This is a genomic window from Streptomyces sp. NPDC059861 (genome assembly GCF_042731435.1).
Taxonomy (GTDB): domain Bacteria; phylum Actinomycetota; class Actinomycetes; order Streptomycetales; family Streptomycetaceae; genus Streptomyces.
Genome location: NZ_JBHWJQ010000031.1, coordinates 75073 through 97768 on the forward strand (window position 1 = coordinate 75073; position 22696 = coordinate 97768).

Here is a 22696-nt window from a genome sequence, read left to right on the forward strand (position 1 = left end):
ACTCAATCCGAGACGCGTGAGACAGACCACACACATATGCCGGAACCAGCCCGGCGTTCGGGCCGACCGCTGTGGAAGACGACGTACTCCCTGGCCCGCCTCCCCTCTGGCATCCTCGAAACGTGCCCTCCCCCCGCCCCGCCGTCGAACCCGAGCCGATATCCGCCGATCCGCCCGGTTCCACGCCCCGCCCGCTGCTCACCCAGTCATGGCTGGATCTGGCCCTTCTGCACTGGGCCGCCGACCCCGCGGACGTGGCGCCCCTGCTGCCGGCCGGCTGCGTCCCGGACACCCTGGACGGGGTGACGTACGTCGGTCTCGTGGCGTTCCGGATGCACCGGGTCGGCTGGCTGGGGCTGCCCGGCGTGCCGTATCTGGGGAACTTCCCGGAGACCAACGTCCGGCTCTACTCGGTCGACAGCCACGGGCGCCGCGGCGTGGTCTTCCGCTCGCTGGACGCCTCCCGGCTGCTGCCGGTGGCGGTCGGCCGCTCGGTGTTCCGGCTCCCCTACGCGTGGTCGAGGATGACCGTGTCCCGCGAGGGCGACGTCCTCACCTACACCAGCACGCGGCGGCTGCCCGGCCCCAGGGGCGCGTACAGCCGGATCACCCTGCGCGTCGGCGAGCCCGTGGCCGAGCCCACCGAGGTCGAACACTTCCTGACCGCCCGCTGGGGTATGCACACCACGCTCCTCGGGCGCCCCGTCCACCTCCCGAACACCCACCCGCGCTGGCCCCTGCACCGCGCCGAAGTCCTGAAATGCGAGGAGGACCTGGTGGCCGCGGCGGGCCTGCCGGCGCCGGTCGGCGAACCGGCGAGCGTCCTGTACTCACCGGGGGTGCCGGTACGTTTCGGCCGCCCCGCCCGCCGACAGGGCTGACGTTCACCTCTGGCCGGGGGCCTGGCCACCGCCCGGCAGCACCACCACCGCCGACGTCTCGACCCGGCCGCTGCGCTCGAAGTGGAGCGTGAACGGCACGACGTCGCCCACGTGCCAGCCCGCGTCGGCCCGCAGGCTCACGTCCAGGCCGAGCGGTGTCATCGACAGGTCGCCGCCCGCGGGGACGAAGGCGGAGCCGACGGCGGCGCGGTAGGCGGCTCCGCTGTCGGTCATCCGGTGGCGGCTGAGCGTGGGTTCCCGGCCGGCCGTGCCGGACGTCACCGCGACCAGTTGGTCCTCCGCTCCCCCGGAGTTGGTGATGTCGAAGAACGCCGCCGTGTCCTCGGTGTCGCCGAACGGCAGGAAGACCCGGCCCGGCGCGACCTCGATCCGGGGCGGTCTGCCCGCCCGGCCGGTGTCGACCCACGCGGTCAGCGCGCCGAGGGCGACCGCACAGGCCGCCACCGGGGCGAGGGCGGTGAGCAGGTTGTCGGCGGCACGCGGTCGGCTCATCGCGCGGGCCGCCGTCCACGCCCGGGCTGCCAGGTGCGCAGCCGCAGGCTGTTCCCGACGACCAGCAGCGAGCTCACGGACATCGCCGCCGCGGCGAGCATCGGGGTGAGCAGCCCCACCATGGCCAGCGGCAGCGTCACCGCGTTGTAGCCGAAGGCCCAGACGAGGTTGGCGCGGATCGTGCCCAGGGTGCGCCGGGCCAGCCGAACCGCGTCCGCGAGCGCCTCGATGTCCCCGCGCACCAGCGTCACGTCGGCCGCACCGATGGCCACGTCCGTGCCGCCGCCCATGGCGATGCCGAGGTCGGCGCCGGCCAGCGCGGCGGCGTCGTTCACCCCGTCGCCGACCACCGCGACCCGGCGTCCGTCCGCCCTCAGCCGCCGTACCAGGTCGGTCTTGCCCTCCGGGGTGCGGCGGGCGTGCACCTCGGTGATGCCGAGCGACGCCGCGACGGCTCGTGCGGGCGCGTCGGCGTCGCCGGTGGCGAGGACGGGCTCGATACCGAGGCGGCGCAGCCGTTCCACCGCGCGGTAACTGCCCGGCCGTACGACGTCCCCGACCTCGACGACCGCGGCGGCCGCCCCGTCCACCCGCACCAGGACCGGCGTCCGCGCGGCCGCGTGCGCCGCCTGCCGCGCCTCGGCCAGTTCGCCGGGCAACTCCCCCTCGCAGGCGCCGACTTCGACGAGCCGCCCCTCGACCCTGCCCCGCACGCCCCGTCCGGCCTCGGCGGAGAAGTCCCGCACGCCGGGCAGCGGCCGCCCCACGTAGGCGGTGATCGCCCGCCCCAGCGGATGCTCGGATCCCTGCTCCACGGCCCCGGCCAGCCGCAGTACGGCGTCCCGGCCCGGCCCGCCCGGCGGCGTGGTGACCCGGGCGACGGTCATCTGCCCGGAGGTGAGCGTGCCGGTCTTGTCCAGGACGACGGTGTCGATGTGCCGGAGCCCCTCCAGCGCCTGCGGCCCGGTGACCAGCACGCCGAGCTGGGCGCCGCGGCCGGTCGCGGCCATCAGGGCGGTGGGGGTCGCGAGGCCCAGCGCGCACGGGCAGGCCACGACCAGGACGGCGACGGACGCGGTGATCGCGGCCTGTGGATCGGCCCCGGCACCCAGCCAGAAGCCGAGGACTGTCACGGCGAGCGTCAGCACCACCGGTACGAACACCCCGGCCACGATGTCGGCCAGCCGCTGCGCCTTCGCCTTGCCCGCCTGGGCCTCCGTCACCATCGCGGTGATCCGGGCGAGTTGGGTGTCCGCCCCGACCGCGGTGGCCCGGACGAGGAGCAGCCCGCCGACGTTGACCGCCCCGCCGAGCACCGCGGTGCCGGGGCCGGCCTCGACGGGTTCGCTCTCCCCCGTGACTAGGGCCAGGTCCACGGCGGAACTGCCCTCGACCACCTCGCCGTCGGTGGCGATCCGCTCTCCGGGACGCACGACGAAGACCTGCCCGGTCGTCAACAGCCCGACGGGGACCAGCCGTTCGCCGCCGCCCTCCTCCCGCACGGACACCTCCTTGGCGGCGAGCCGCGCCAGCGAGCGCAGCGCCGCACCGGTGCCGCGCCGGGCTCGCGCTTCCAGCACGCGGCCCGCCAGCACGAACAGCGGTACGGCGACGGCGGCTTCGAGATAGACATGCGCGACGCCGTCGGCCGCGGACGGCACCAGACCGAACGGCATCCGCATGCCGGGGTCGCCCGCGCCGCCGAGGAAGAGCGCGTACGCCGACCACGCGAAGGAGGCCAGTACGCCGAGCGAGACCAGGGTGTCCATGGTCGACGCCGCGTGCCGCAGGCCCCGCGCGGCCCGTACGTGGAAAGGCCAGGCTCCCCATACGACGACCGGCGCGGCGAGGACGAAGCAGAGCCACTGCCAGTTGCGGAACTGCAGGGCGGGCACCATCGACAGCACCAGCACGGGCACCGCGAGCGATGCCGTCACCGTCAGCCGGCCGAGCTCGGAGTCGTTCCCGGCGCCGGGTTCGGGGGCCTGGGACGGTGTGGGCAGGGCGGCCGTGTAGCCGGCCTGCTCGACCGTGGCGACCAGTTCCTCGGGGCGGACGACGGTCGGGTGGGTCACCCGGGCCCGGCCGGTGGCCAGGTTGACGGTGGCGATGACGCCGTCGAGGCGGGCCAGCCGTTTCTCGACCCGTCGCACGCAGGCCGCGCAGGTCATTCCGCCCACGGTGAGGTCGGTCGTCGTCAGGGCGGGCGCCGGCCTGGTCGTCATGGGGTGCGGCCTTCGGTGTGGTCGCCGTGCGTGCCGGTGCCGCTGTGGGGGTCCGCCTCGGTGGCGCCGCCGTCCGGGCGGTGCATGCCGGGCGCGACCGGGCCGACGGCCGATCCGACGGCGTAGGCCACCACGAAGACCGCGGCGAGCAGGAGGAGGAATCCGCCGAGGGCGGGCGGGGGCAGCAGGTCCCTCAGCGCCCTGGGGGCGCGGCGGGCGGGTGGTCGGGGGTCGTGCATCACCGGTCTCCAGATCGCGTCGCACGGCGTCACTCGGTTCGCACCGTGCCGGTACAGGAGTCGGGGGCGGGACGGCTGGAGTTCCACGCCACCGGTGTGGGGTAGGTCACACTGTGCGATCACACGGTTACGGTAGGGCGCGCAGCGAGCACCGTTTCTTCCCCCTTTGAGGTGTTTCACCATGGCCCTGAGTATCCGCAACCAGCTGCCCGGCACCGTCACCGCCATCACCTCCGGCGAGGTGATGGCGATCGTCGGAGTGCGTCTCGACGGCGGGCAGGACATCACCGCGGCGATCACCGCGGACGCGGTACGGGACCTGGCGCTGACCGAGGGGGCCGCCGTACGCGCCCTCGTCAAGTCCACGGAGGTCTCCCTCGCCACGGGCCCTGTGGAGGGACTCTCCATCCGCAACCGGCTGCGCGGCACGGTGCTGGGGGTCGGCACGGGCGGCGCGATGGCCTCCGTCAAGGTGGCGGTGGAGGGCGGGGAGCTGACCTCCGCGATCACCAAGGACGCGGTCGACGACCTCGGTCTGGCGCCGGGCTCTCCGGTGGTCGCCCTGATCAAGGCGACGGAGGTGTCCCTGGCGACGGGGTGACGCCGGGCGCGTCGCCGTACTCGTCGGGGAGGCGTATCGCGGGGCCGCCGACCTGCAGGCCGAGGGGTTCCGCGCGGCCCCTCGGCTCCTCCCAGGCCTCCTGGCGGCCGAGCGCGGTGAGATCGAGGTAGTTGTCACCGTTGTGGAACTCCTCGATGCCGCGGCCGAACGCGGAGTAGGTGTGGAAGACCTCCTCGCCGACCCGGAGGAAGGCGCTGATGCCGGGGTAGTCGCCGCGCCGGCTCGCGTCCCAGGGCTCGCCCGCCCCGGCGAGCTCGGCCGGGGTGCGGTAGTTGACCAGCACCGGGGCCACCCGGTCGTCGATCGTCGCGTGGAAGTCGTAGTTGAAGGCGCTGTCCGCGGCGGAGTACCAGGGGAACGTCCAGCCCATCCGGTCGCGGAACGCGGCGATCTTGGAGTACGGCGCCCGGGACACCGCGGCCAGGGAGGTGCCACGCACGTGCAGCTGGCGCAGACGGGCGGGGATCTGGTCGGCGGCGGAGGAACAGCTGGAGCAGCCGTGGTCACGGGGGTGCTCGGTGCCGTCGGCGTCGATGTCGTAGATCCACATGAAGTGGTGCACGACCAGCTGGGACCGCCCCTCGAACAGGTCGGCCAGCCCGACCGTGCCGTCCGGGCCCTCGAAGGTGTACGGCGCCTCGACGCGGACCATGGGCAGCCGCCGCCGTCGGGCGTTGACCCGGTCGCGGGCGCGGGTGAGCTCCTTCTCCGCGGCCAGCAGCTCCTTGCGCGCGCTCAGCCACTCCTCGCGGGACACCACCTCGGGCAGCTCGGTCATGGCCCTCACCTCCGCGTGGTCCGGAAACGGCGTCGGTCACCATGCTTCTCCCCCACGGCTCCGCCCACCACCGCGCCCGCCCCGCCCAGCCGGGCGTCGTCCGACACGGCTCTTGATTTAACCCTTCGTTTTCTTGAACCGTTCGTGTTTACCGCGATAGGTTCGCCCGCATGACCGCGTCCCCGAAACCGACCACCGCCGAGGAGCTACGCGGTGCCGGCCTGCGGGTGACGGCGGCCCGTGTCGCACTGCTGGAGACCGTCCGGGCCGGAGACCACCTGGGCGTCGAGGCGATCGCTTCGGGGGTGCGCGACCGTGTGGGCCACATATCCCTGCAGGCGGTGTACGAAGCCCTGCACGCGCTGACCGCGGCGGGACTCGTCCGCCGGATCGAACCTGCGGGCAGCCCCGCCCGTTACGAGGGGCGCGTCGGCGACAACCACCACCACCTCGTGTGCCGGTCCTGCGGCACGGTCACCGACGTCGAGTGCGCGACCGGCCAGGCCCCCTGCCTGACCGCGTCGAACGACCACGGCTTCTCGATCGACGAGGCCGAGGTCATCTACTGGGGCCTGTGCCCCGCCTGTTCCACCCGTAGTTCCTGAGCACCGTGATCCATGTCCCGAAGAAGGATGCCCATGGCTGAGAACCCGGATGCAATCGTCACCGACCCCAAGACGGAGGGCACAGGAGGCTGCCCGGTCGCGCACGGGCGCGCCGCGCACCCCACGCAGGGCGGTGGCAACCGCCAGTGGTGGCCGGAGCGCCTCAACCTGAAGATCCTCGCCAAGAACCCCGCCGTTTCCAACCCGCTCGGTGAGGACTTCGACTACGCCGAGGCGTTCCGGTCCCTCGACCTGGCGGCCGTCAAGCGGGACCTCGCCGAGGTGCTCACGACCTCGCAGGACTGGTGGCCCGCCGACTTCGGCCACTACGGTCCGCTGATCATCCGGATGGCGTGGCACAGCGCGGGCACCTACCGCATCAGCGACGGCCGCGGCGGCGCCGGCGCCGGCCAGCAGCGCTTCGCGCCGCTGAACAGCTGGCCGGACAACGCCAACCTGGACAAGGCCCGCCGTCTGCTGTGGCCGGTGAAGAAGAAGTACGGCCAGAACATCTCCTGGGCCGACCTGATGATCCTCGCCGGCAACGTCGCCCTGGAGACGATGGGATTCGAGACCTTCGGCTTCGGCGGCGGCCGGGCGGACGTCTGGGAGCCGGAGGAGGACGTCTACTGGGGTCCCGAGACCACCTGGCTCGACGACCGGCGCTACAGCGGCGACCGCGAGCTGGAGAGCCCCCTCGGCGCCGTCCAGATGGGCCTCATCTACGTCAACCCCGAGGGCCCCAACGGCAACCCGGATCCGCTGGCCGCGGCCCGCGACATCCGTGAGACCTTCCGCCGGATGGCGATGAACGACGAGGAGACCGTCGCCCTCATCGCCGGTGGCCACACCTTCGGCAAGACCCACGGCGCCGGCCCGGCGGACCACGTCGGCAACGACCCCGAGGCCGCCTCCATGGAGGAGCAGGGCCTCGGCTGGAAGAGCACCTACGGCACGGGCAAGGGCGGTGACGCCATCACCTCCGGCCTGGAGGTCACCTGGACCACCACGCCGATCCAGTGGAGCAACAACTTCTTCGAGAACCTGTTCGGCTACGAGTGGGAGCTGTCCGAGTCCCCCGCCGGCGCCAAGCAGTGGGTCGCGAAGGACTCCGAGGCCGTCATCCCCGACGCCCACGACTCGTCGCGCAAGCATCTCCCGACGATGCTCACCACCGACCTGTCGCTGCGCTTCGACCCGATCTACGAGCCGATCTCCCGCCGCTTCCACGAGAACCCGGCGGAGTTCGCGGACGCCTTCGCGCGTGCCTGGTACAAGCTGACCCACCGCGACATGGGCCCGAAGTCGCACTACCTCGGCCCGGAGGTCCCGGAGGAGACCCTGCTGTGGCAGGACCCGCTGCCCGAGGCCCAGGGCGAGGTCATCGGCGCCGAGGAGATCACGGCCCTCAAGGCCAAGCTCCTCGACTCCGGCCTGACCGTCCCGCAGCTGGTCGGCACGGCGTGGGCCTCGGCCTCGACGTTCCGCGGCAGCGACAAGCGCGGCGGCGCCAACGGCGGCCGGATCCGCCTGGAGCCGCAGCGCGGCTGGGAGGCCAACGACCCCGACCAGCTCGCCTCGGTCCTGCGCACCCTGGAGAACGTCCAGCGGGAGTTCAACGCGGGCTCCGCGAAGAAGGTCTCACTGGCCGACCTGATCGTCCTCGGTGGCTGCGCGGGCGTGGAGAAGGCCGCCAAGGCCGCGGGCCACGACATCGAGGTGCCCTTCACCCCGGGGCGTGTCGACGCGACGGACGAGCACACGGACGCCGAGTCGTTCGCCGCGCTGGAGCCGACCTCGGACGGCTTCCGCAACTACCTCGGCAAGGGCAACCGCCTGCCGGCCGAGTACCTGCTGCTCGACCGGGCGAACCTGCTGACGCTGAGCGCCCCCGAGATGACGGCGCTCGTCGGCGGTCTGCGCGTCCTGGGCGCCAACTCGCAGCAGTCCAAGCACGGCGTCCTCACCGAGACCCCGGGCACCCTGACGAACGACTTCTTCGTCAACCTGCTCGACCTGGGTGTGACGTGGAAGTCGACGTCCGAGGACCAGACCACGTTCGAGGGCATCGACGCCGCCACGGGCGAGGTCAAGTGGACCGGCACCCGTGCCGACCTCGTCTTCGGCTCCAACTCCGAGCTGCGTGCGGTCGCGGAGGTCTACGCGAGCGACGACGCGAAGGAGAAGTTCGTGACGGACTTCGTCGCGGCGTGGGACAAGGTCATGAACCTGGACCGGTTCGACCTGGTCTGACCTGAGTCAGCCATGAGGCCGTCCGGTCCGGCACGCTGTGTGCCGGACCGGACGGCCTCGGCCGTGCCCGCACACACGGGAAAGGCCGCCTTCTCAGCTTTCTGAGAAGACGGCCTCCGACCTGCGATGAAGCTGGTCGGGACGACAGGACTTGAACCTGCGACCCCTTGACCCCCAGGAGTGAGGGGCAAGGGTATTTTCCGTATATAGCAGACTTAGTCCGGGCGCAGAAAGTGCATGCGACGGCCTGTCGTGCACCAGCGGGCACACCGTGTGGTCGCCAAGTGGTCCCCACGTCATGCCCTCGCTCTGCCCCATGCCTCTCCGTGATGCGACCCAGCAACAACGAAGCTGCGAACTGCCCCACTCATCGCGGCAGCGGATCATCGGCCGTCTCGCATCCGGAGGCGTCGCGGCACATCTGCGCTGCCGCCGATGGCTCATCGGGACCTCACATGTCAGAACGCCGCTCGGATCGCCGCCGTAATGGCCCATCCGCAGGGATGGGTCCGGCCTCCGAAGGGAGGCCGGACCCTAGCGAGGCTGCGGGATCAGGCGGGGCGGATGTTCTCCGCCTGCGGGCCCTTCTGGCCCTGGGTGACGTCGAACTCGACCTTCTGGCCTTCCTGCAGCTCGCGGAAGCCCTGGGCAGCGATGTTGGAGTAGTGGGCGAAGACGTCGGGGCCGCCGCCCTCCTGCTCAATGAAGCCGAAGCCCTTCTCGCTGTTGAACCACTTGACCGTGCCCTTGGCCATGACTGTCTCCTTCGAGGGAAACCGGGCTCGCACCCTGCGTGCCCGGGAGGTGATCGCCCTGGTCCGGAGAGGCGCTGAACAGCAAGAACGCCCGTGATTGCGATCACGGGCGAACGAGACTTCGGAACCACGACTGCTGAGTCACTACGCTATACCGGTGTAGCGGCCGCCGCTAGCGATAACACGGCGTCAACGGCCGCCCTGTCGGTGTACGCCTGCCATCGCCTGCCGTTTGGACCCGCCGGAGTCCACACCTCGATCCACAGTCAGCTTGGGTCACGTCGGTGGCCGTGCTGCCGTCGGTGCGCTCACAGCAGAGCGGCATCGAGGCGCCGAGCGAACTGGCGATCGCGGGATAGCGATCAGGGCTCCGAACGGGGCGGTGCCGGCGATGACCGAGCCTGGAGAGCAAGTGTCGTTCGTAGCATCGGAGAGTGAACGCGCAGAACAGCAGCGGTGATCTCCCTGTCCTCGAAGGTGGCTGGACAGTGCGACTTCCCACCCGCTGCGCTGGTACTTCGAGTACCGCCGGCCAGGCTTGCACCCCAGCGTGGTCGTCGCGTGGTGGAACAACCCCATCCTGGTGGCCGTGCAGCAGACGCTGACCATTCTCGAGACAGCGGCGCCCGTGGGGCTGGACGGCAAACGCCGGGACTTTCACGCGTTCACGGACATGAGTGGGGCGGGCATGCAGTTCTTCCGCACCCACCTCGCCGAGCTGACGGTTGGCTCGCATCTGGCCCAGGCCGGCGTTCCGTTCCGGTTCAACACCGCCGACGCGCCCGATCTGCACACCTCAGCGTGCTCCGCGCATCTCGCTCGCTGCCGAGCCCGATCGTCGTGACCCGCTGACCCCGGTCAAGGACGCCGGTCCCCAGCTGGTCCCCAAGAATGATCAAGGGCCGGTTTCGGATGCCTCCGAAACCGGCCGTGACCTGCGACTGTCTCCAGTCGGGACGACAGGATTTGAACCTGCGACCCCTTGACCCCCAGTCAAGTGCGCTACCAAGCTGCGCCACGTCCCGGTGCGGTCTGACCTGGGGTTTCCCCCGGGCGAACGCGCAGGGAAACAATACCGCACTCGGGTCGGTGGTCGCGCACCCGTTTACGCCCGCCGCGGCGAGGGCGCCGCTGCCGGCGCGCGGGTGCGGTGGGTGTCGACGCGCACCAGATCGCGTATCGCGGGCACCGCGAGCAGCGCGAACACGACGACGAAGCTCATCGCGCCGGAGACGAGCAGGACCCGGTCCGCGCCCAGGGCGGCCGCGGCGGGCCCCGCGAGGGCCTGGCCGACGGGCAGCATCGCGAGGGAGCCGGCCACGTCGTAGGCGTGGATGCGGTTGAGGACGGCGGGCCGGACCTGGGTCTGCACGCTGGTCGCCCACATGACGCCCCAGAACGACATCCCGGCCCCGGCGACGGCGGCGCCGGCCGCCATCGCCGGCACGTCGAGGCCGAGCCCGACGGTCGCCGGGAACCCCGCGAAGCCGAACAGGGCGATCGCCCCGGCCCGCAGCATCCGGCGGGGGCGCAGCCGCAGCGCGATGAGCCCGCCGACGACGGTGCCGGCGCCAAGAGCGGAGTTGATCAGGCCGTAGGCGCGTGGGCCGTGTTCCTGGACCACCTCCGTCGCCACCAGCGGTACGGTCGGGCCGAAGACGGCGATCATGTACAGACACCAGACGGCGATGACGCCCCACAGCCAGGTGCGCGCCCTGAACTCCCGCCACCCCTCCACGAGAGCGTCCCGAAAGGCGCGCGCCCCGCGCCCCGCGGCACGGCTGCCCGGCACCGGCGGCGGCAGCCGCAGCAACAGCAGGCACAGGGCGCTGACCGCGTACGTGGCGGCGTGCGCGGCGAAGACACCGCCCGCCGACGCGACGCCGACCAGCACGCCCGCGACGGCGGGGCCGACGAGCTGGGCCGAGGACTCGGCGATGCGTACGGCGCCGTTGGCACCCTGGATGTCGGAGGCGAGCCGGGGCACCATGCTGGCGACGCCGGGCTGGAAGACGGCGCTCGCGACGCCGTTGACCACGCCGATCACGCAGATCTCCCACAGCACCACACGGTCCGCGAAGAAGAGTGCCGCGGTGAGGGCCTGGGTACCCAGCCGCACCACGTCGGCCCAGATCATCAGCTTGCGCGTGCTGAACCGGTCGGCGATGACCCCGCCGAAGACGACCAGCGCGGCGAACGCCCCGGCCGTCGCGGCCATGGCGAGGCCGACCGCACCTGCGCCGTACCCGTGCTGGAGCAGGCCCGCGGCGAGCGCCACCGGGAGCATGGTGTCGCCGAGCCGGGCCACGGCGCGGGCGACGAAGAACAACCCGAAGTCACGCGACCAGACCGGCCGCACGGCTGGTCCGGCACCGCCCTTGCCCGAACGGCTCCCCGCACGGGCCTCACCGCCGTTGCCCGAGCCGCCCCGCTCCCCCGCGTCGGCAACGTTGTCCGGTATGCCGCCCATCCCCCGCGCTCCCCTCCCCACGTCCCACGAAGCCCCGGTCACCCCAGCGGCCGAGGCCCACCCCTTCGGATCATGCCACCCCGCGCCGACAACCCCGGGGGGAATTTCACCGCCCGGACGGCAGCCCCAGCTCCGGGTGGGCCTCGAGCAGCCGGGTCGGCGCCGCCTGCCGCCAGGAGTCCGCCAGGATGTCCCGCAGCTCGTCCTCGTCCTCCAGCGCGGACAGCCGTGCCCGCACCCAGGCGAACTGCGCCTCGTGGTCGGCCACCCAGAACTTCTCCGGCTCGGCCAGGACCAGTTCGTCGCGCTCCTCCTTGGGACAGCGCACGGCGATGGAGGTCTCCTCCTCCGGCAGCGTGGCGAACATCTTCCCCGCGACCCGGAACGTGGGCATGCTCCAGGCGATCTTCTCCGTCGTGTCCGGCAGGGACAGGGCGATACGACGTACGTCTTCGGCATCCGGCATGAGACGCAAGGTAGCGCCCGCCACCGACAGTCATCCGGCGAGGGCGGGTGTGCCGACCTGCTTGTAGTAGACGGTCGTCGGCCGCAGCACCCCCGCCGGGCTCGCCGCGTAGTCGGGGATCGCGCCGAGCGGGGTCCAGCCCGCCGCCCGGTAGAGGCGCTCGGCGGGGCTGTCGGTCTCGGTGTCCAGGTGGAGGAGCGTGACACCGGCCGCGACGGCCGCCCGCTCGGCGGTGTCGAGGAGCCGCCGCCCCAGGCCCCGCCCGCGCGCCTCGCGACGCACCATGAGCTTGACCAGTTCCGCCCGGTGCCGGCTGTTGGGCTTGTCCGCGAAGGCCAGGCTCACGGTCCCGGTCACCCGCGTCCCCTCACGGGCCGCCCAGACGGCGAGTTCACCGGCGGCCACGCCGGCCGCCCGCCCCCGCCACCAGGCCAGGGCCTCACACCGGTCGAGCGGCGCGAGGAAGCCCACCGAGGCGCCGCTGTGCACGGTGTCGACCAGCAGGTCCGCCAACTCCTCGGCGTGTTCGAGCACCTGGGACTCGTTCAGCGTTTCCACGTTCACGGCAGCACCACCGCCAGCACGTACCGCACAGCCTCTTCCCCGGCGCACCGGAACCGCGTCGGCCCCCACACCCGCAACCGCAGGGTGTCCCCCGCCGCGAGCCGGTGCTCGACGTCCTGCACGGTCACCGCGAGGGCTCCCGCCAGCACCCAGATGTGCTGTTCCAGGCCGGGCACGGGCGGCCGGTCGTAGGCGATGTCCGCGCCCACCGCGAGCCGCCCCTCGACCAGTTCGCCGCGCAGTCCGGCGTGCGGCGGCGACACGGACCGGCGTACGAATCCGGAGGCCCGGTCCTCCCAAACCGGCTGGTCGGCGGCCCGCACCAGCAGCGCGGACTCCCCCTCGACCTCGCTCAGCAACTGGGACATCGTGCGCCCGAAGACGGCACAGAGGCGGTTCAGCACGGCGGCAGTGGGGCTGATCTCCGCGCGCTCCGCGCGGGACAGGGTCGACCGGCTCACCCCGCTGCGCTCGGCCAGCTCCCCGAGGGACCAGCCGTGTTCGGCCCGCAGCTCGGCCAGTCGCGCGCCGAGCCGGGTGTCGACGTCGGGCGGGGCGTCGCGTTGCTCATGTCTCATATCCGGGACGCTATCCCGAATATGAGACGGCCGTGTTACTGAATCCTCACGCGTGCGCGGCCTCCCCCAGTGCCTCCAGCACCGGCCTGATCAGCGGATGCTCCTCCGCGCCCCGGCGGATGGCGGCGAAGACCCGGCGCGTGGGCGCCTCCCCGTCCACCGGACGGACGACGACGCCGGTGAGATCCATCCAGCGCAGCGCGGAGCGCGGTACGAGGGCCACCCCCGCGTCCGCGGAGGCGAGGGCCACCACCGCGCGGAAGTCGTCCGAGGAGTGCTCGAAGCGGGGCTGGAACCCGGCGGCCTCGCAGGCCAGCACCACCACGTCATGGCAGGGGTTGCCGGGATACGGGCCGATCCACGCGTCCTTGGCCAGCTCCGCCAGCGGCACCTCGCCCGTCTCCGCCAGCCGGTGGCCGACGGGCACCACCGCGTCGAAGGGCTCGGCGTACAGCGGGACGTGCGCCAGCCGCGGATCGTCGGCCGGCGGAGCCCCGCGGTACTCCACGGCGACCGCGACATCGACCTGCCGGTCCAGCACCATGGGCAGGCTGGCGTCCCCCTCGGCGTCCCGGACGCGGATGCGGATGCCGGGCGCGGTACGCGCGAGGCGGGCCACCGCCGGCGCGACGACCTGGGCGATGCCGGTCGCGAAGGAGGCGACGCTGACCGTGCCGGCGGCGCCCGAGCTGTACGCGGCGAGCTCCGCCTCCGCCCGCTCCAGCTGGGCGAGGACGGCGTTGGTGTGGCTGAGCAGGATCTCGCCGGCCGCGGTGAGCCGTACCCCCTTGGCGCCCCGCTCCACCAGCCGGTGCCCCGTCTCCTGCTCCAGGGCCGTGAGCTGCTGGGACACCGCGGAGGGGGTGAGATACAGCGCGGCGGCAGCCGCCGTCACGGTGCGGTGGTCGGCCACCGCACGGAGGATGTGGAGCCGCCGCGCCTCGATCATGGCACCGATTCTCTCAAACCGGCCGTGTCCGCAGGTCACCCCTTCCGGGGCTCAGGCGTCGAGCTCCGCCCGCGCCGCGACGAACGCGTCCACCGCGCGGTCGACGTCCTCCGTCGAGTGGGCGGCCGACAGCTGGACGCGAATCCGCGCCTGCCCCTGCGGCACCACCGGGTACGAGAAGCCGATCACGTACACGCCGCGCTCCAGCAGCAGCTCCGCCATCCGGCCGGCCCGCGAGGCGTCGCCGATCATCACCGGCGCGATCGCGTGGTCGCCGGGCAGGATGTCGAAGCCCTCCTCGGTCATCCGGCGCCGGAACAGCGCGGTGTTCTCGGCGAGCCGCTCCCGCAGGTCGCCCGCCGACTCCAGCAGGTCGAGCACCTTCAGCGAGGCGGCGGCGATCACCGGGGCAAGGGTGTTCGAGAAGAGGTACGGCCGGGAGCGCTGGCGCAGCAGCGCGACGATCTCGGCGCGGGCGGCGACGTAGCCGCCCGAGGCGCCGCCGAGTGCCTTGCCCAGGGTGCCGGTGATGATGTCGACCCGGTCCATCACACCGTGCAGTTCCGGGGTGCCGCGCCCGCCGGGGCCGACGAAGCCGACGGCGTGCGAGTCGTCGACCATGACCATCGCGTCGTAGCGGTCGGCGAGGTCGCAGATCTCCCGCAGGGGCGCGAGATAGCCGTCCATGGAGAAGACGCCGTCGGTGACGATCAGCCGTCGCCGCGCCGACTGCGCCTCCTTCAACTGGCGCTCCAGGTCGTCCAGATCACGGTTGGCGTACCGGAAGCGGCGGGCCTTGGACAGCCGGATGCCGTCGATGATCGAGGCGTGGTTGAGGGCGTCGGAGATCACCGCGTCCTGGGGGCCGAGCAGGGTCTCGAAGACACCGCCGTTGGCGTCGAAGCAGGAGGAGTACAGGATCGTGTCCTCCTGGCCGAGGAAGGCGGACAGCCGCGCCTCCAGCTCCTTGTGCACCTCCTGCGTGCCGCAGATGAAACGGACGGACGCCATGCCGTAGCCCCAGCGGTCGAGGGCCCCGTGGGCGGCGGCGATCACCTCGGGGTGGTCGGCGAGGCCGAGGTAGTTGTTGGCGCAGAAGTTGAGCACTTCACCGGGCCGGCCGCCCGCGGAGACGTTGACGGTCGCGGACTGCGGGGTGTCGATGACGCGTTCGGGCTTGTGCAGACCGGCGGCGCGGATCTCGTCGAGGGTGGCGCGCAGGTCGTCGCGCACGGAGTCGAACATGACGGGGTCTCCTAGAAGTGCTGTGGGGGTTACGCGGTCCAGTCGAGGATGACCTTGCCGCCGCGGCCGCTCGCCGCGTCGGCGAACGCCGCCTCGAAGTCGCGGTAGCCGTACCGGCCGGTGATCACGGGGGCGAGGTCGAGGCCGCCTTCCAGCAGCACCGACATGGCGTACCAGGTCTCGAACATCTCCCGGCCGTAGATGCCCTTGAGAGTGATCATCGACGTGACGATCCGGGCCCAGTCGACAGGGAACTCCTGCGCGGGCAGGCCGAGCATCGCGATCCGCCCGCCGTGCGTCATGTTCGCGATCATGTCCTGGAGCGCCTCCGCGCGGCCGGACATCTCCAGGCCGATGTCGAAGCCCTCCCGCAGGCCCAGGGTGCGCTGCCCGTCCGCGATCGACGACTCGCGCACGTCGAGGGCGAGGCTGACGCCGATCTTGCGGGCCAGGTCGAGCCGCTCCTCGCTGACGTCCGTGATGACGACGTTGCGGGCGCCCGCGTGCCTGGCCACGGCGGCGGCCATCAGCCCGATCGGGCCGGCCCCGGTGATCAGCACGTCCTCGCCGACCAGCGGGAACGACAGCGCGGTGTGCACTGCGTTGCCGAACGGGTCGAAGATGGCCGCGACGTCGAGGTCCACCGGCACGCGGTGCACCCACACGTTGGTCGCGGGCAGCACGACGTACTCGGCGAAGGCGCCGTCCCGTCCGACCCCGAGCCCGATGGTCGCCCGGCACAGGTGGCGGCGCCCGGCCAGGCAGTTGCGGCACTTGCCGCACACGAGATGGCCCTCGCCGCTGACCCGGTCGCCGGACTTGATCTCAGTGACGTCCCGGCCGGTCCCGACGACCTCGCCCACGAACTCGTGCCCGAGCACGAGCGGGGTGCGGATCGTCTGCTGCGCCCAGCCGTCCCAGGAGTGGATGTGCAGGTCGGTGCCGCAGATGCCGGTGCGCAGCACCTTGATCAGTACGTCGCCGGGGCCGACCTGCGGCTCCGGCACGTCCATGAGCCGCAGCCCTGGTTCCGCCTTGTCCTTGACCAGCGCCTTCACCGCTACGGCTCCTGAGGGTGAGATCCCTGCCGCGGGCATGCCGAAGAAGCCCCCGGACGGGGAGAGAAGTGGAATCGCACAGCAATCTGCCGTACGCCGCCGTCCTGGTCCATCGAGGATTTCTTAACCGCCGCCGCAGCTTTCCTTCACGCCCCGGGCGACGTTCACCTGGTCAGAGCAGAGCTCCGCCGTTCCCGGGCCCTTCGAGCCGTACGACGAGATCCGCGGCCGTCGCCTTGATGGTCTCCAGACCGGTCCGGCCCCAGGGGCGGGGGGAGACATCGGCGACGCAGACGGTGCCGAGCACCATCCCCGTGGTGTCGATGAGCGGCGCGCCCAGGTAGGAGTGGATGCCGAACTCGTCGACGACCGGATTGCCCGCGAACCGCGGGTAGTCGCGGACGTCCTCCAGCACCAGCGCCTTGTGCCGGACCACCACGTGGGGGCAGAACCCGTGGTCGCGGGGCAGGAAGCGGCCCATCACCGGGCGGGTCCCGTCCTCCTTCATGACGAGCCCGGTGTCGGGCGCGTACAGGCCGGCGAAGAACTGGCCCTTCTCGCCGAGGAAGTTGACCATGGCGTACGGCGCGCCGGTCAGCGACGCCAGATGGCCCGCGAAGGCGTCCAGGGCGGGTTCCGGACGCTCCCCCAGGCCCAGTTGGAGCAGTCGGTGCGTTCTCGCGGGTGCCTCCTTGTCCTCGGGGGTGAGCAGCAGCCGACCGGCCGGGCGCGGCGGGTCGTACCTCATGTCCGGGTCCCGTCGCTGTGGGCGTATGTCATATGCGGCTCCGGTGCGGTGTGTGCGGGTATCACATGTGGGCGCCGTGGCTGGGCGCGGGAGTGACGGGTGCGTGGGCGATGAGATGGCGGACGAGGGTGAGCAGGGTCTGGACGCCGGATGCGGAGATCCGGGCGTCGCAGCACACCACGGGGACCTCGGGGTGCAGGTCGATGGCGGCACGCACCTCCTCGGGGTCGTAGCGGTGGCCGCCGTCGAACTCGTTGACGGCGACGATGAATCCGAGGCCGCGCTCCTCGAAGAAGTCGACGGCCGCGAAGCACTGCTCCAGCCGCCGGGTGTCGGCGAGGATCACCGCGCCGAGGGCGCCCTCGCACAGCTCGTCCCACATGAACCAGAAGCGCTCCTGGCCCGGTGTGCCGAAGAGGTACAGGACGTGCTCGGGGTCGAGGGTGATGCGGCCGAAGTCCATGGCCACCGTCGTCTCGACCTTGTTCTCGATGCCGTCGAGGTTGTCGGTGGCGGCGCTGACGGTGGTGAGCAGTTCCTCCGTGCTGAGCGGCGCGATCTCGCTGACGGCGCCGACGAAGGTGGTCTTGCCGACGCCGAAGCCGCCCGCGACCAGGATCTTGAGCGCGGTGGGGAATGGGTCGGCGCCGTAGCCGGAGCCGCCGTCGGCACCGGATCCGTCTCCATGGCCGGATCCGTCGTCGTAGTCGGAGTCGTGGTCAGAGCTGTCGTCGTAGTCCATCGAGCACTGCCTCCAGAAGGGCCCGGTCCGTGGGGTTGTGGTGGAACTCGGGGGGCTTGGTGGTGAGCGCCCCGCAGTCGACGAGGTCCGACAGCAGCACCTTGGTGACCACCGCCGGCAACATCAGGTGCGCGGCGACCTCGGCGACCGACACCGGCGCCCGGCACAGGTCGAGCGCCTGTGCGTGTTCGGGGCCGAGATAGCCGAGGGGGGTGGCTCCGGTGGCCATCACCTGCGAGATGAGGTCGAGCGCGACGGAGGGGCGGGTACGGCCGTTGCTGACCGTGAAGGGGCGCACCAGCCGTCCGGCCGCCTCGTCGAGCCATGGCCCGTCGCCGGCCGCCGTCACGCTCAAGGCCTCATCGCCGGGGGTTCGACGGACTGCTGCCGGGGAGCGGTCACCAGGTAGGGGCGAACGCTCTTGACCAGCATGGCCATCTCGTAGCCGAGCACGGCGGCGTCGGCCTCGCGGCCGGCCAGCACGGCCAGGCAGGTGCCGGAGCCGGCGGTGGTGACGAACAGCAGGGTCGAGTCGAGCTCGACGACGACCTGCCGGACCTCACCGCCGTCGCCGAACCGGACACCGGCACTGCGGCCGAGGGAATACAGGCCGGAGGCCAGGGCCGCCATGTGGTCGGCGGTGTCGGGGTCGAGGCCGTGGACCGACTTCACGAGCCCGTCGCAGGAGAGCAGCACCGCGCTGCTGGTGTGCGGCACGCGCTGTACGAGGCCGCTCATCAGCCAGTCGAGATCGGATACATGGCCGGTGGGGGCATCGGTCGCCATGGTGGATCGACTCCTTGGGATACGAAGGTCTGCGGGCGCGCCCGTGGGGGCGCCGGCGGTCATTGCGGTGGGGGTGGCGACGGCGGCGGCAGCTGCGGCGGTCATCCGGCTGATCCGCTCCCGTCGTGCCGGGCGGGGTGGTCCGGGGTCGTACGGGCGGCCTCCCAGTGCGGGGGCGCGTCCCTGCGCACGGCATCCGTGTGCCGCACGTCCCCGTGCGGTACGGCCATGGGGAGTTGCGTCGCCACGGGGGGAACGACCGTGTGACGGCCGTCCGGTGGGGAGTCCGACGGCGCGTGAGCGCCTTGGGGGCCTTCCGGGTGGGAGGAGTCCAAGTGCGAGGAGTCCCGGTACGAGGAATTTCGGTACGAGGAGTCCCGGTGCGAGGAGTCCCGGTGCGAGGGGCCGGCGTGCGGGGACTCGGCGTGTGCGGACCCGGCGTGCGAGGACCCAGCGCATGACGGCTCCGGGTGCGAGGGCCCGGCATGCGAGGACTCGGGGTGCGAGGACCCGGCGTTCGCGGGCCCGGGGTAGGAGGACTCGGCGTGCGAGGACTCGGGGTGCGCGGGCCCGGCTTGCGCGGGCCCCGGGGGTGAAAGCTCCAGGCGTGACGGCTCCGGGGACGGCGGCTCCGGAGACGGGCTGAGCTCGCCGTACGGGGCCTCCGGGTGGCCCGGCGCCGAGTGGCCGGCCCCTGCCTGCTGCTGGGCCTCGGCGAGGCCGATGCCGCGCTGGAACGCCGCCATCAGACCGGGGTCGTGGCCGACGGGGTCCTCGGCGTCCTGGCGGGGTGCCGGGCCCCCGCGCAGCTGGGGCACGATGTGCTCCTGGGCGCGGCGCCGGGGCAGGGTGGGCTTGCCCATGGTGCCGCGGACGGTGCCGGTGCGCGGGGCGAGCGGCGCGGCGGCGTGTTCCTCGACGGTCGGCCGGTCGCCGGGCCGGATGCCGGGCACGGCCTCGGCCGGGTTGGGCTGCTCCTCGTGCGTGCCGCGGACCGGCAGGGGCGAGGGGGTGGTGCCGGAAGCGGGGACCGGGGCGGGGGGAGCAGGTGCGGTCGAGGCGTCGGGCGCGGGCCGGTGGCGCTGCGGGGGCGACACGGGCGGTGCGGGCCGGCCCACCTCGGGTGCGGACCGGTGGTGCGGCTGCTGCTGCGGCGGGGCGGGTCGGCCGGTGTCGGGCTGGTTGCCGAGCAGCGCCTGCGGCACGACGAGGACGGCCTGCACGCCGCCGTAGATGTTGGTCTGCAGCCGGACGGTGATGCCGTGCCGCCGGGCCAGCTGCGAGACCACGAACAGCCCGATTCGGCCGTCCGCGAGCAGGCGGCCCACGTTGACCTGGTCGGGGTCGGTGAGCAGGGCGTTCATCCTGTTCTGCTCACCGACGGGCATGCCGAGTCCGCGGTCCTCGACCTCCACGGCGAGACCGGAGGTGACGAGGTTGGCGCGCAGCAGCACCTGGGTGTGCGGGGCGGAGAACACTGTGGCGTTCTCCACCAGTTCGGCCAGCAGATGGATCACGTCGGCGACGGAGTGACCCCGCAGGGTGCCGTCGATCGGCGGCACGAGCCGCACACGTGAGTACTGCTCGACCTCGGCGATGGCCGAGCGCAGTACCTCGGTCATGGAGACGGGGTTGCTCCACTGGCGCCGGGAGACGGCGCCGCCGAGCACGGCGAGGTTCTCGGCGTGGCGGCGGATGCGGGTCGCGAGGTGGTCGACGTGGAAGAGGCCCTTGAGCAGGTCGGGGTCCTCGATCTCGTTCTCCAGGTCGTCCAGGATCGCGATCTCGCGGTGCACCAGCGACTGGAGGCGCCGGGCGAGGTTGACGAAGACCTCCAGCTTCTGTTCGCTGCCTGCCTGGCTGGAGAGTTGAGCGGCCTGCACGACGGCGGTGACGGCGCAGTCGTGCGCGCGGGACAGGTCGGCGGCGAGCAGCTCGAAGTCGTCGGCGTCCGCGGGCGGACCGCCGCGCGGCTTGCGCTGCGGCGGCAGCTCGCCCCGGCGCAACGCCTCGACGAGGGTGCGCAGATCGGCCTCGCGGCGGGCGCTGCCGCGGCGCAGCGCGCCGACGCGGTCGTGCACCGCCCGGGCGGCGCGGCCGGCGGCGATCACGGCGATCCCGATGCCCGCGAGCGTCACACAGACCGCGCAGGCGAGCACGGCCCACAGGGTGAGGCTGGTGCGGGCGCCGGTGGAGCGGACGGTGAACAGCACGGCCGCGCAGGCGCTGAGGGCGACCGCGAGCGGGGGCAGTACGGCGAGTCGCAGCAGCTGGGGCCGTATGTGGGCCTCGGGCAGCGAGGGTGCGGTGTGGGCGACCGGCCGTCCGTGCCGCCCGCCCTCGCGGCGGTCTGCGCGTGCGGCCGGTGCGCGGAGGTGTGACATCGGGCGTCCTCGTACTGGTCCAGCGGTCGGAAGCCGGGGCGGGCGGCCCGGTCGGCGTGACACGGGCATGCGGCGGCTCGGTGCCGGTCGACGACGCCGAGAGGAATTCGGCCCTGCGTCGCCCGACGGACACTGACAGTAGTCGGCCACACATCATGTGCGGTGGGCAGTTGACAAAGTCCTACGGCATGCGTCCCGCTCTGGTATGAGGTCTCGTACGACAGACCGATAAGCGCGCGGCGACGACTACCCCGATGCCGTCTTCGATCGATCCGACCTGGTCAAAAGCGGTCACGAAGCGCCGGGCCGCGACAGGCACCTGAGCGTCGCCACGACGGGGACGCACAACGCGGTCGCCCGGCCGCTCGCCGACCCGGACCGCCCCACGACCGACGAGGGGCCGGGGCTGATGAGCCCCGGCCCCGCCGGTGCGCCGGTCCCGGACCGGCAGACGGCGATCACCTGACCGCCGGAAGAACGAGCCCGCTACCGGTCACCCGCGAGGTCGAGGTCGCCCTGGACGGCGGACGGCGCGGTGCCGGCGTCGGTGCCGCTGCCGGTGCCCCGGGTGCGCAGCCAATGGCGGGCGACGGGCGCCGTGACCGTGCGCCACCAGGGGTCCACGGGGAGCTCCCCGGCCGGCTCGAAGGGCTCGCCGGGCCGGGGCAGCGCCACCGCCGCTCCGGCCACCTCGGCCGCGTCCTTCGTCCACTCGCCGGGCTCGGCGTAGGGATGCGGGGCCAGGTTGAAGGTCCCCCAGTGGATCGGGAGCAGCACACCCGACGAGGCGTCCCCGCCCTGCAGGTCCAGATGCGCCCGGACGCCCTGCTCGGGGGTCATGTGGATGTCCGGCCAGTACTGGCTGTACGCGCCGATCTGGATCATCGTGGCGTCGAACGGGCCGTGGTCGGCGCCGATGTCCCGGAAGCCCTCGAAGTAGCCGGTGTCACCGCTGTGGAATATCCGGTGTTTCTCCCCCGCGACGACCCAGGACGCCCAGAGGGTGTGCTGGGTGTTGCGCAGGCCGCGGCCGCAGAAGTGGCGGGCCGGGGTGGCGGTGAGGGTGAGCCCGCCGACCTTGGTCGACTCCTGCCAGTCCAGCTCGCGCAGCCGGTCGGCGGACACGCCCCAGTGCTCGAGGTGGGCGCCGACGCCGAGCGGCACGGCGAACAGTGTGTCCGTGCCGGCCAGCGCCTTGATCGTGGGCAGGTCCAGGTGGTCGTAGTGGTCGTGCGAGATGACCACGACGTCGACCGGGCCGAGCGCGGTCAGGGGCAGTGGCACCGCGTGCAGCCGCTTGGGCCCGGCGAAGGCGAACGGGGAGCAGCGCTCGCCCCAGACGGGGTCGAAGAGCACCCGCTGCCCGTCGATCTCGGCGAGGACGCTGGAGTGGCCCAGCCAGGTCAGCCGCAGGCCGGTGGCGGGCGGTCGCGCGAGGTCGGCGGCCGTCGTGGGATACACCGGCATCGCACCGTGCGGGGTGCGGCGGTTGCGGGCGTCCTTGTCGAAGTAGGTCTTCGCGAGGTCGCGCGTCGAACCCGACGGCCGGATCCGCGAAGGCCCTCCCGGGTTCTGGAAGACGCCGTCCTTGAAGTGGGGCGATCTGCGGATGCGCGCCATGCGCTCGCCGCTCGGCTCCACGCCGAAGGCCGCGGGCTGCAGCGCGCGGAGCCCGGAGCTCAGGGAACGGGAACCGGCCACGGTACCTCCAGGTGGAATCGGTGAGAGCTCCATTATGGTCCGCCCCACCGACACCACCCGCCGCCCGAACCCGATACTGACTCGTGATTCAGTACGCGTGTTCGCGCGCGAGCCCGGAAACAGCCGCTGCCACA

The 22696-nt window shown here is 72.5% G+C and carries 22 protein-coding genes, 1 tRNA gene and 1 pseudogene; 5 read left to right on the forward strand and 19 right to left on the reverse strand.

The genetic code is table 11. From position 1 onward, the window contains the following. The first annotated feature begins 122 nt into the window (after positions 1 to 122). Positions 123 to 881 carry a YqjF family protein gene (locus tag ACFV6X_RS25200; RefSeq protein ID WP_385386991.1) on the forward strand — a complete coding sequence of 253 codons (759 nt, stop codon included), beginning with the start codon at positions 123 to 125 and terminating at the stop codon, positions 879 to 881. Positions 882 to 884: 3 nt separating this feature from the next. Here ACFV6X_RS25200 and ACFV6X_RS25205 read toward each other — a convergent pair whose 3' ends face one another. The 3 genes from ACFV6X_RS25205 to ACFV6X_RS25215 are packed head-to-tail and all read right to left on the reverse strand — an operon-like array spanning position 885 to position 3858. Further along, positions 885 to 1394 (reverse strand): copper chaperone PCu(A)C, encoded by a 510-nt coding sequence (locus ACFV6X_RS25205; protein WP_385386993.1) that lies wholly within the window; start codon positions 1392 to 1394, stop codon positions 885 to 887. Further along, positions 1391 to 3619 carry a heavy metal translocating P-type ATPase gene (locus tag ACFV6X_RS25210; RefSeq protein WP_385386995.1) on the reverse strand — a complete coding sequence of 743 codons (2229 nt, stop codon included), beginning with the start codon at positions 3617 to 3619 and terminating at the stop codon, positions 1391 to 1393. The genes ACFV6X_RS25205 and ACFV6X_RS25210 overlap by 4 nt, the downstream gene beginning before the upstream one ends. Then, a complete protein-coding gene (locus tag ACFV6X_RS25215) occupies positions 3616 to 3858 on the reverse strand; it encodes a hypothetical protein (RefSeq protein ID WP_385386997.1) in 243 nt (80 codons plus the stop codon). Before ACFV6X_RS25215 ends, ACFV6X_RS25210 begins: the two co-directional genes overlap by 4 nt. A gap of 181 nt (positions 3859 to 4039) precedes the next feature. Between ACFV6X_RS25215 and ACFV6X_RS25220 the strand changes: the two genes are divergently transcribed. After that, a complete protein-coding gene (locus tag ACFV6X_RS25220; protein ID WP_385386999.1) occupies positions 4040 to 4459 on the forward strand; it encodes a molybdopterin-binding protein in 420 nt (139 codons plus the stop codon). Here the strand turns inward: ACFV6X_RS25220 and ACFV6X_RS25225 are convergent. Continuing rightward, on the reverse strand, positions 4425 to 5258 hold the full coding sequence (locus ACFV6X_RS25225) for a DUF899 domain-containing protein (protein ID WP_385387001.1): 834 nt from the start codon (positions 5256 to 5258) through the stop codon (positions 4425 to 4427). The genes ACFV6X_RS25220 and ACFV6X_RS25225 overlap by 35 nt on opposite strands. 170 nt (positions 5259 to 5428) lie before the next feature. Here ACFV6X_RS25225 and ACFV6X_RS25230 point away from each other — a divergent pair, with 170 nt between their 5' ends. Together ACFV6X_RS25230 and katG are read left to right on the forward strand one after the other, a co-directional pair. Continuing rightward, the gene (locus ACFV6X_RS25230; RefSeq protein ID WP_385387003.1) at positions 5429 to 5863 is read left to right on the forward strand and encodes a Fur family transcriptional regulator; all 435 of its coding nucleotides are present in this window, start codon (positions 5429 to 5431) and stop codon (positions 5861 to 5863) included. Positions 5864 to 5896: 33 nt separating this feature from the next. Then, on the forward strand, positions 5897 to 8116 hold the full coding sequence (gene katG / locus ACFV6X_RS25235) for a catalase/peroxidase HPI (RefSeq protein ID WP_385387005.1): 2220 nt from the start codon (positions 5897 to 5899) through the stop codon (positions 8114 to 8116). A gap of 551 nt (positions 8117 to 8667) precedes the next feature. Here katG and ACFV6X_RS25240 read toward each other — a convergent pair. Beyond that, on the reverse strand, positions 8668 to 8871 hold the full coding sequence (locus tag ACFV6X_RS25240) for a cold-shock protein (RefSeq protein WP_007379522.1): 204 nt from the start codon (positions 8869 to 8871) through the stop codon (positions 8668 to 8670). 589 nt (positions 8872 to 9460) lie between these two features. Here ACFV6X_RS25240 and ACFV6X_RS25245 point away from each other — a divergent pair. Next, a complete protein-coding gene (locus ACFV6X_RS25245) occupies positions 9461 to 9715 on the forward strand; it encodes a hypothetical protein (protein ID WP_385387008.1) in 255 nt (84 codons plus the stop codon). 107 nt (positions 9716 to 9822) lie between these two features. Here the strand turns inward: ACFV6X_RS25245 and ACFV6X_RS25250 are convergent. The 14 genes and pseudogenes from ACFV6X_RS25250 to ACFV6X_RS25315 all read right to left on the reverse strand — a co-directional run bounded on the left by ACFV6X_RS25250 (position 9823) and on the right by ACFV6X_RS25315 (position 22562). Next, positions 9823 to 9896 (reverse strand) — tRNA-Pro (locus tag ACFV6X_RS25250). 80 nt (positions 9897 to 9976) lie between these two features. Then, entirely contained in the window at positions 9977 to 11341 is a 1365-nt protein-coding gene (locus ACFV6X_RS25255; RefSeq protein ID WP_385387010.1) for an MFS transporter, read from the reverse strand. Positions 11342 to 11447: 106 nt separating this feature from the next. Continuing rightward, positions 11448 to 11807 carry an MmcQ/YjbR family DNA-binding protein gene (locus ACFV6X_RS25260; RefSeq protein WP_385387012.1) on the reverse strand — a complete coding sequence of 120 codons (360 nt, stop codon included), beginning with the start codon at positions 11805 to 11807 and terminating at the stop codon, positions 11448 to 11450. 30 nt (positions 11808 to 11837) lie between these two features. Then, positions 11838 to 12371 (reverse strand): GNAT family N-acetyltransferase, encoded by a 534-nt coding sequence (locus tag ACFV6X_RS25265; RefSeq protein ID WP_385387014.1) that lies wholly within the window; start codon positions 12369 to 12371, stop codon positions 11838 to 11840. Continuing rightward, a complete protein-coding gene (locus ACFV6X_RS25270) occupies positions 12368 to 12949 on the reverse strand; it encodes a helix-turn-helix domain-containing protein (protein WP_385387016.1) in 582 nt (193 codons plus the stop codon). The genes ACFV6X_RS25265 and ACFV6X_RS25270 overlap by 4 nt, the downstream gene beginning before the upstream one ends. 46 nt (positions 12950 to 12995) lie before the next feature. Continuing rightward, complete coding sequence (locus ACFV6X_RS25275) at positions 12996 to 13898, reverse strand: LysR substrate-binding domain-containing protein (protein ID WP_385387018.1); 903 nt, start codon at positions 13896 to 13898, stop codon at positions 12996 to 12998. Positions 13899 to 13949: 51 nt separating this feature from the next. Continuing rightward, a complete protein-coding gene (locus tag ACFV6X_RS25280; protein ID WP_385387019.1) occupies positions 13950 to 15143 on the reverse strand; it encodes a glycine C-acetyltransferase in 1194 nt (397 codons plus the stop codon). Between the two features lie 29 nt (positions 15144 to 15172). Further along, positions 15173 to 16201, reverse strand: coding sequence for an L-threonine 3-dehydrogenase (tdh, locus tag ACFV6X_RS25285; RefSeq protein ID WP_385387021.1), 1029 nt, complete (start codon positions 16199 to 16201; stop codon positions 15173 to 15175). A 172-nt stretch (positions 16202 to 16373) separates the two neighbouring features. Continuing rightward, positions 16374 to 16949, reverse strand: a complete 576-nt coding sequence (locus tag ACFV6X_RS25290) for a GAF domain-containing protein (protein ID WP_385387023.1) — start codon at positions 16947 to 16949, stop codon at positions 16374 to 16376. 61 nt (positions 16950 to 17010) lie between these two features. Continuing rightward, entirely contained in the window at positions 17011 to 17691 is a 681-nt protein-coding gene (locus ACFV6X_RS25295; RefSeq protein ID WP_385387025.1) for an ATP/GTP-binding protein, read from the reverse strand. Further along, positions 17669 to 18040 carry a DUF742 domain-containing protein gene (locus ACFV6X_RS25300; protein ID WP_385387058.1) on the reverse strand — a complete coding sequence of 124 codons (372 nt, stop codon included), beginning with the start codon at positions 18038 to 18040 and terminating at the stop codon, positions 17669 to 17671. The genes ACFV6X_RS25295 and ACFV6X_RS25300 overlap by 23 nt, the downstream gene beginning before the upstream one ends. 2 nt (positions 18041 to 18042) lie before the next feature. Beyond that, the gene (locus ACFV6X_RS25305) at positions 18043 to 18477 is read right to left on the reverse strand and encodes a roadblock/LC7 domain-containing protein (protein ID WP_385387027.1); all 435 of its coding nucleotides are present in this window, start codon (positions 18475 to 18477) and stop codon (positions 18043 to 18045) included. 617 nt (positions 18478 to 19094) lie between these two features. Beyond that, a pseudogene (locus ACFV6X_RS25310) lies at positions 19095 to 20861 on the reverse strand (ATP-binding protein); the annotation flags it as partial. 486 nt (positions 20862 to 21347) lie between these two features. Beyond that, positions 21348 to 22562, reverse strand: coding sequence for an MBL fold metallo-hydrolase (locus tag ACFV6X_RS25315; protein ID WP_385387029.1), 1215 nt, complete (start codon positions 22560 to 22562; stop codon positions 21348 to 21350). Positions 22563 to 22696 lie beyond the last annotated feature (134 nt).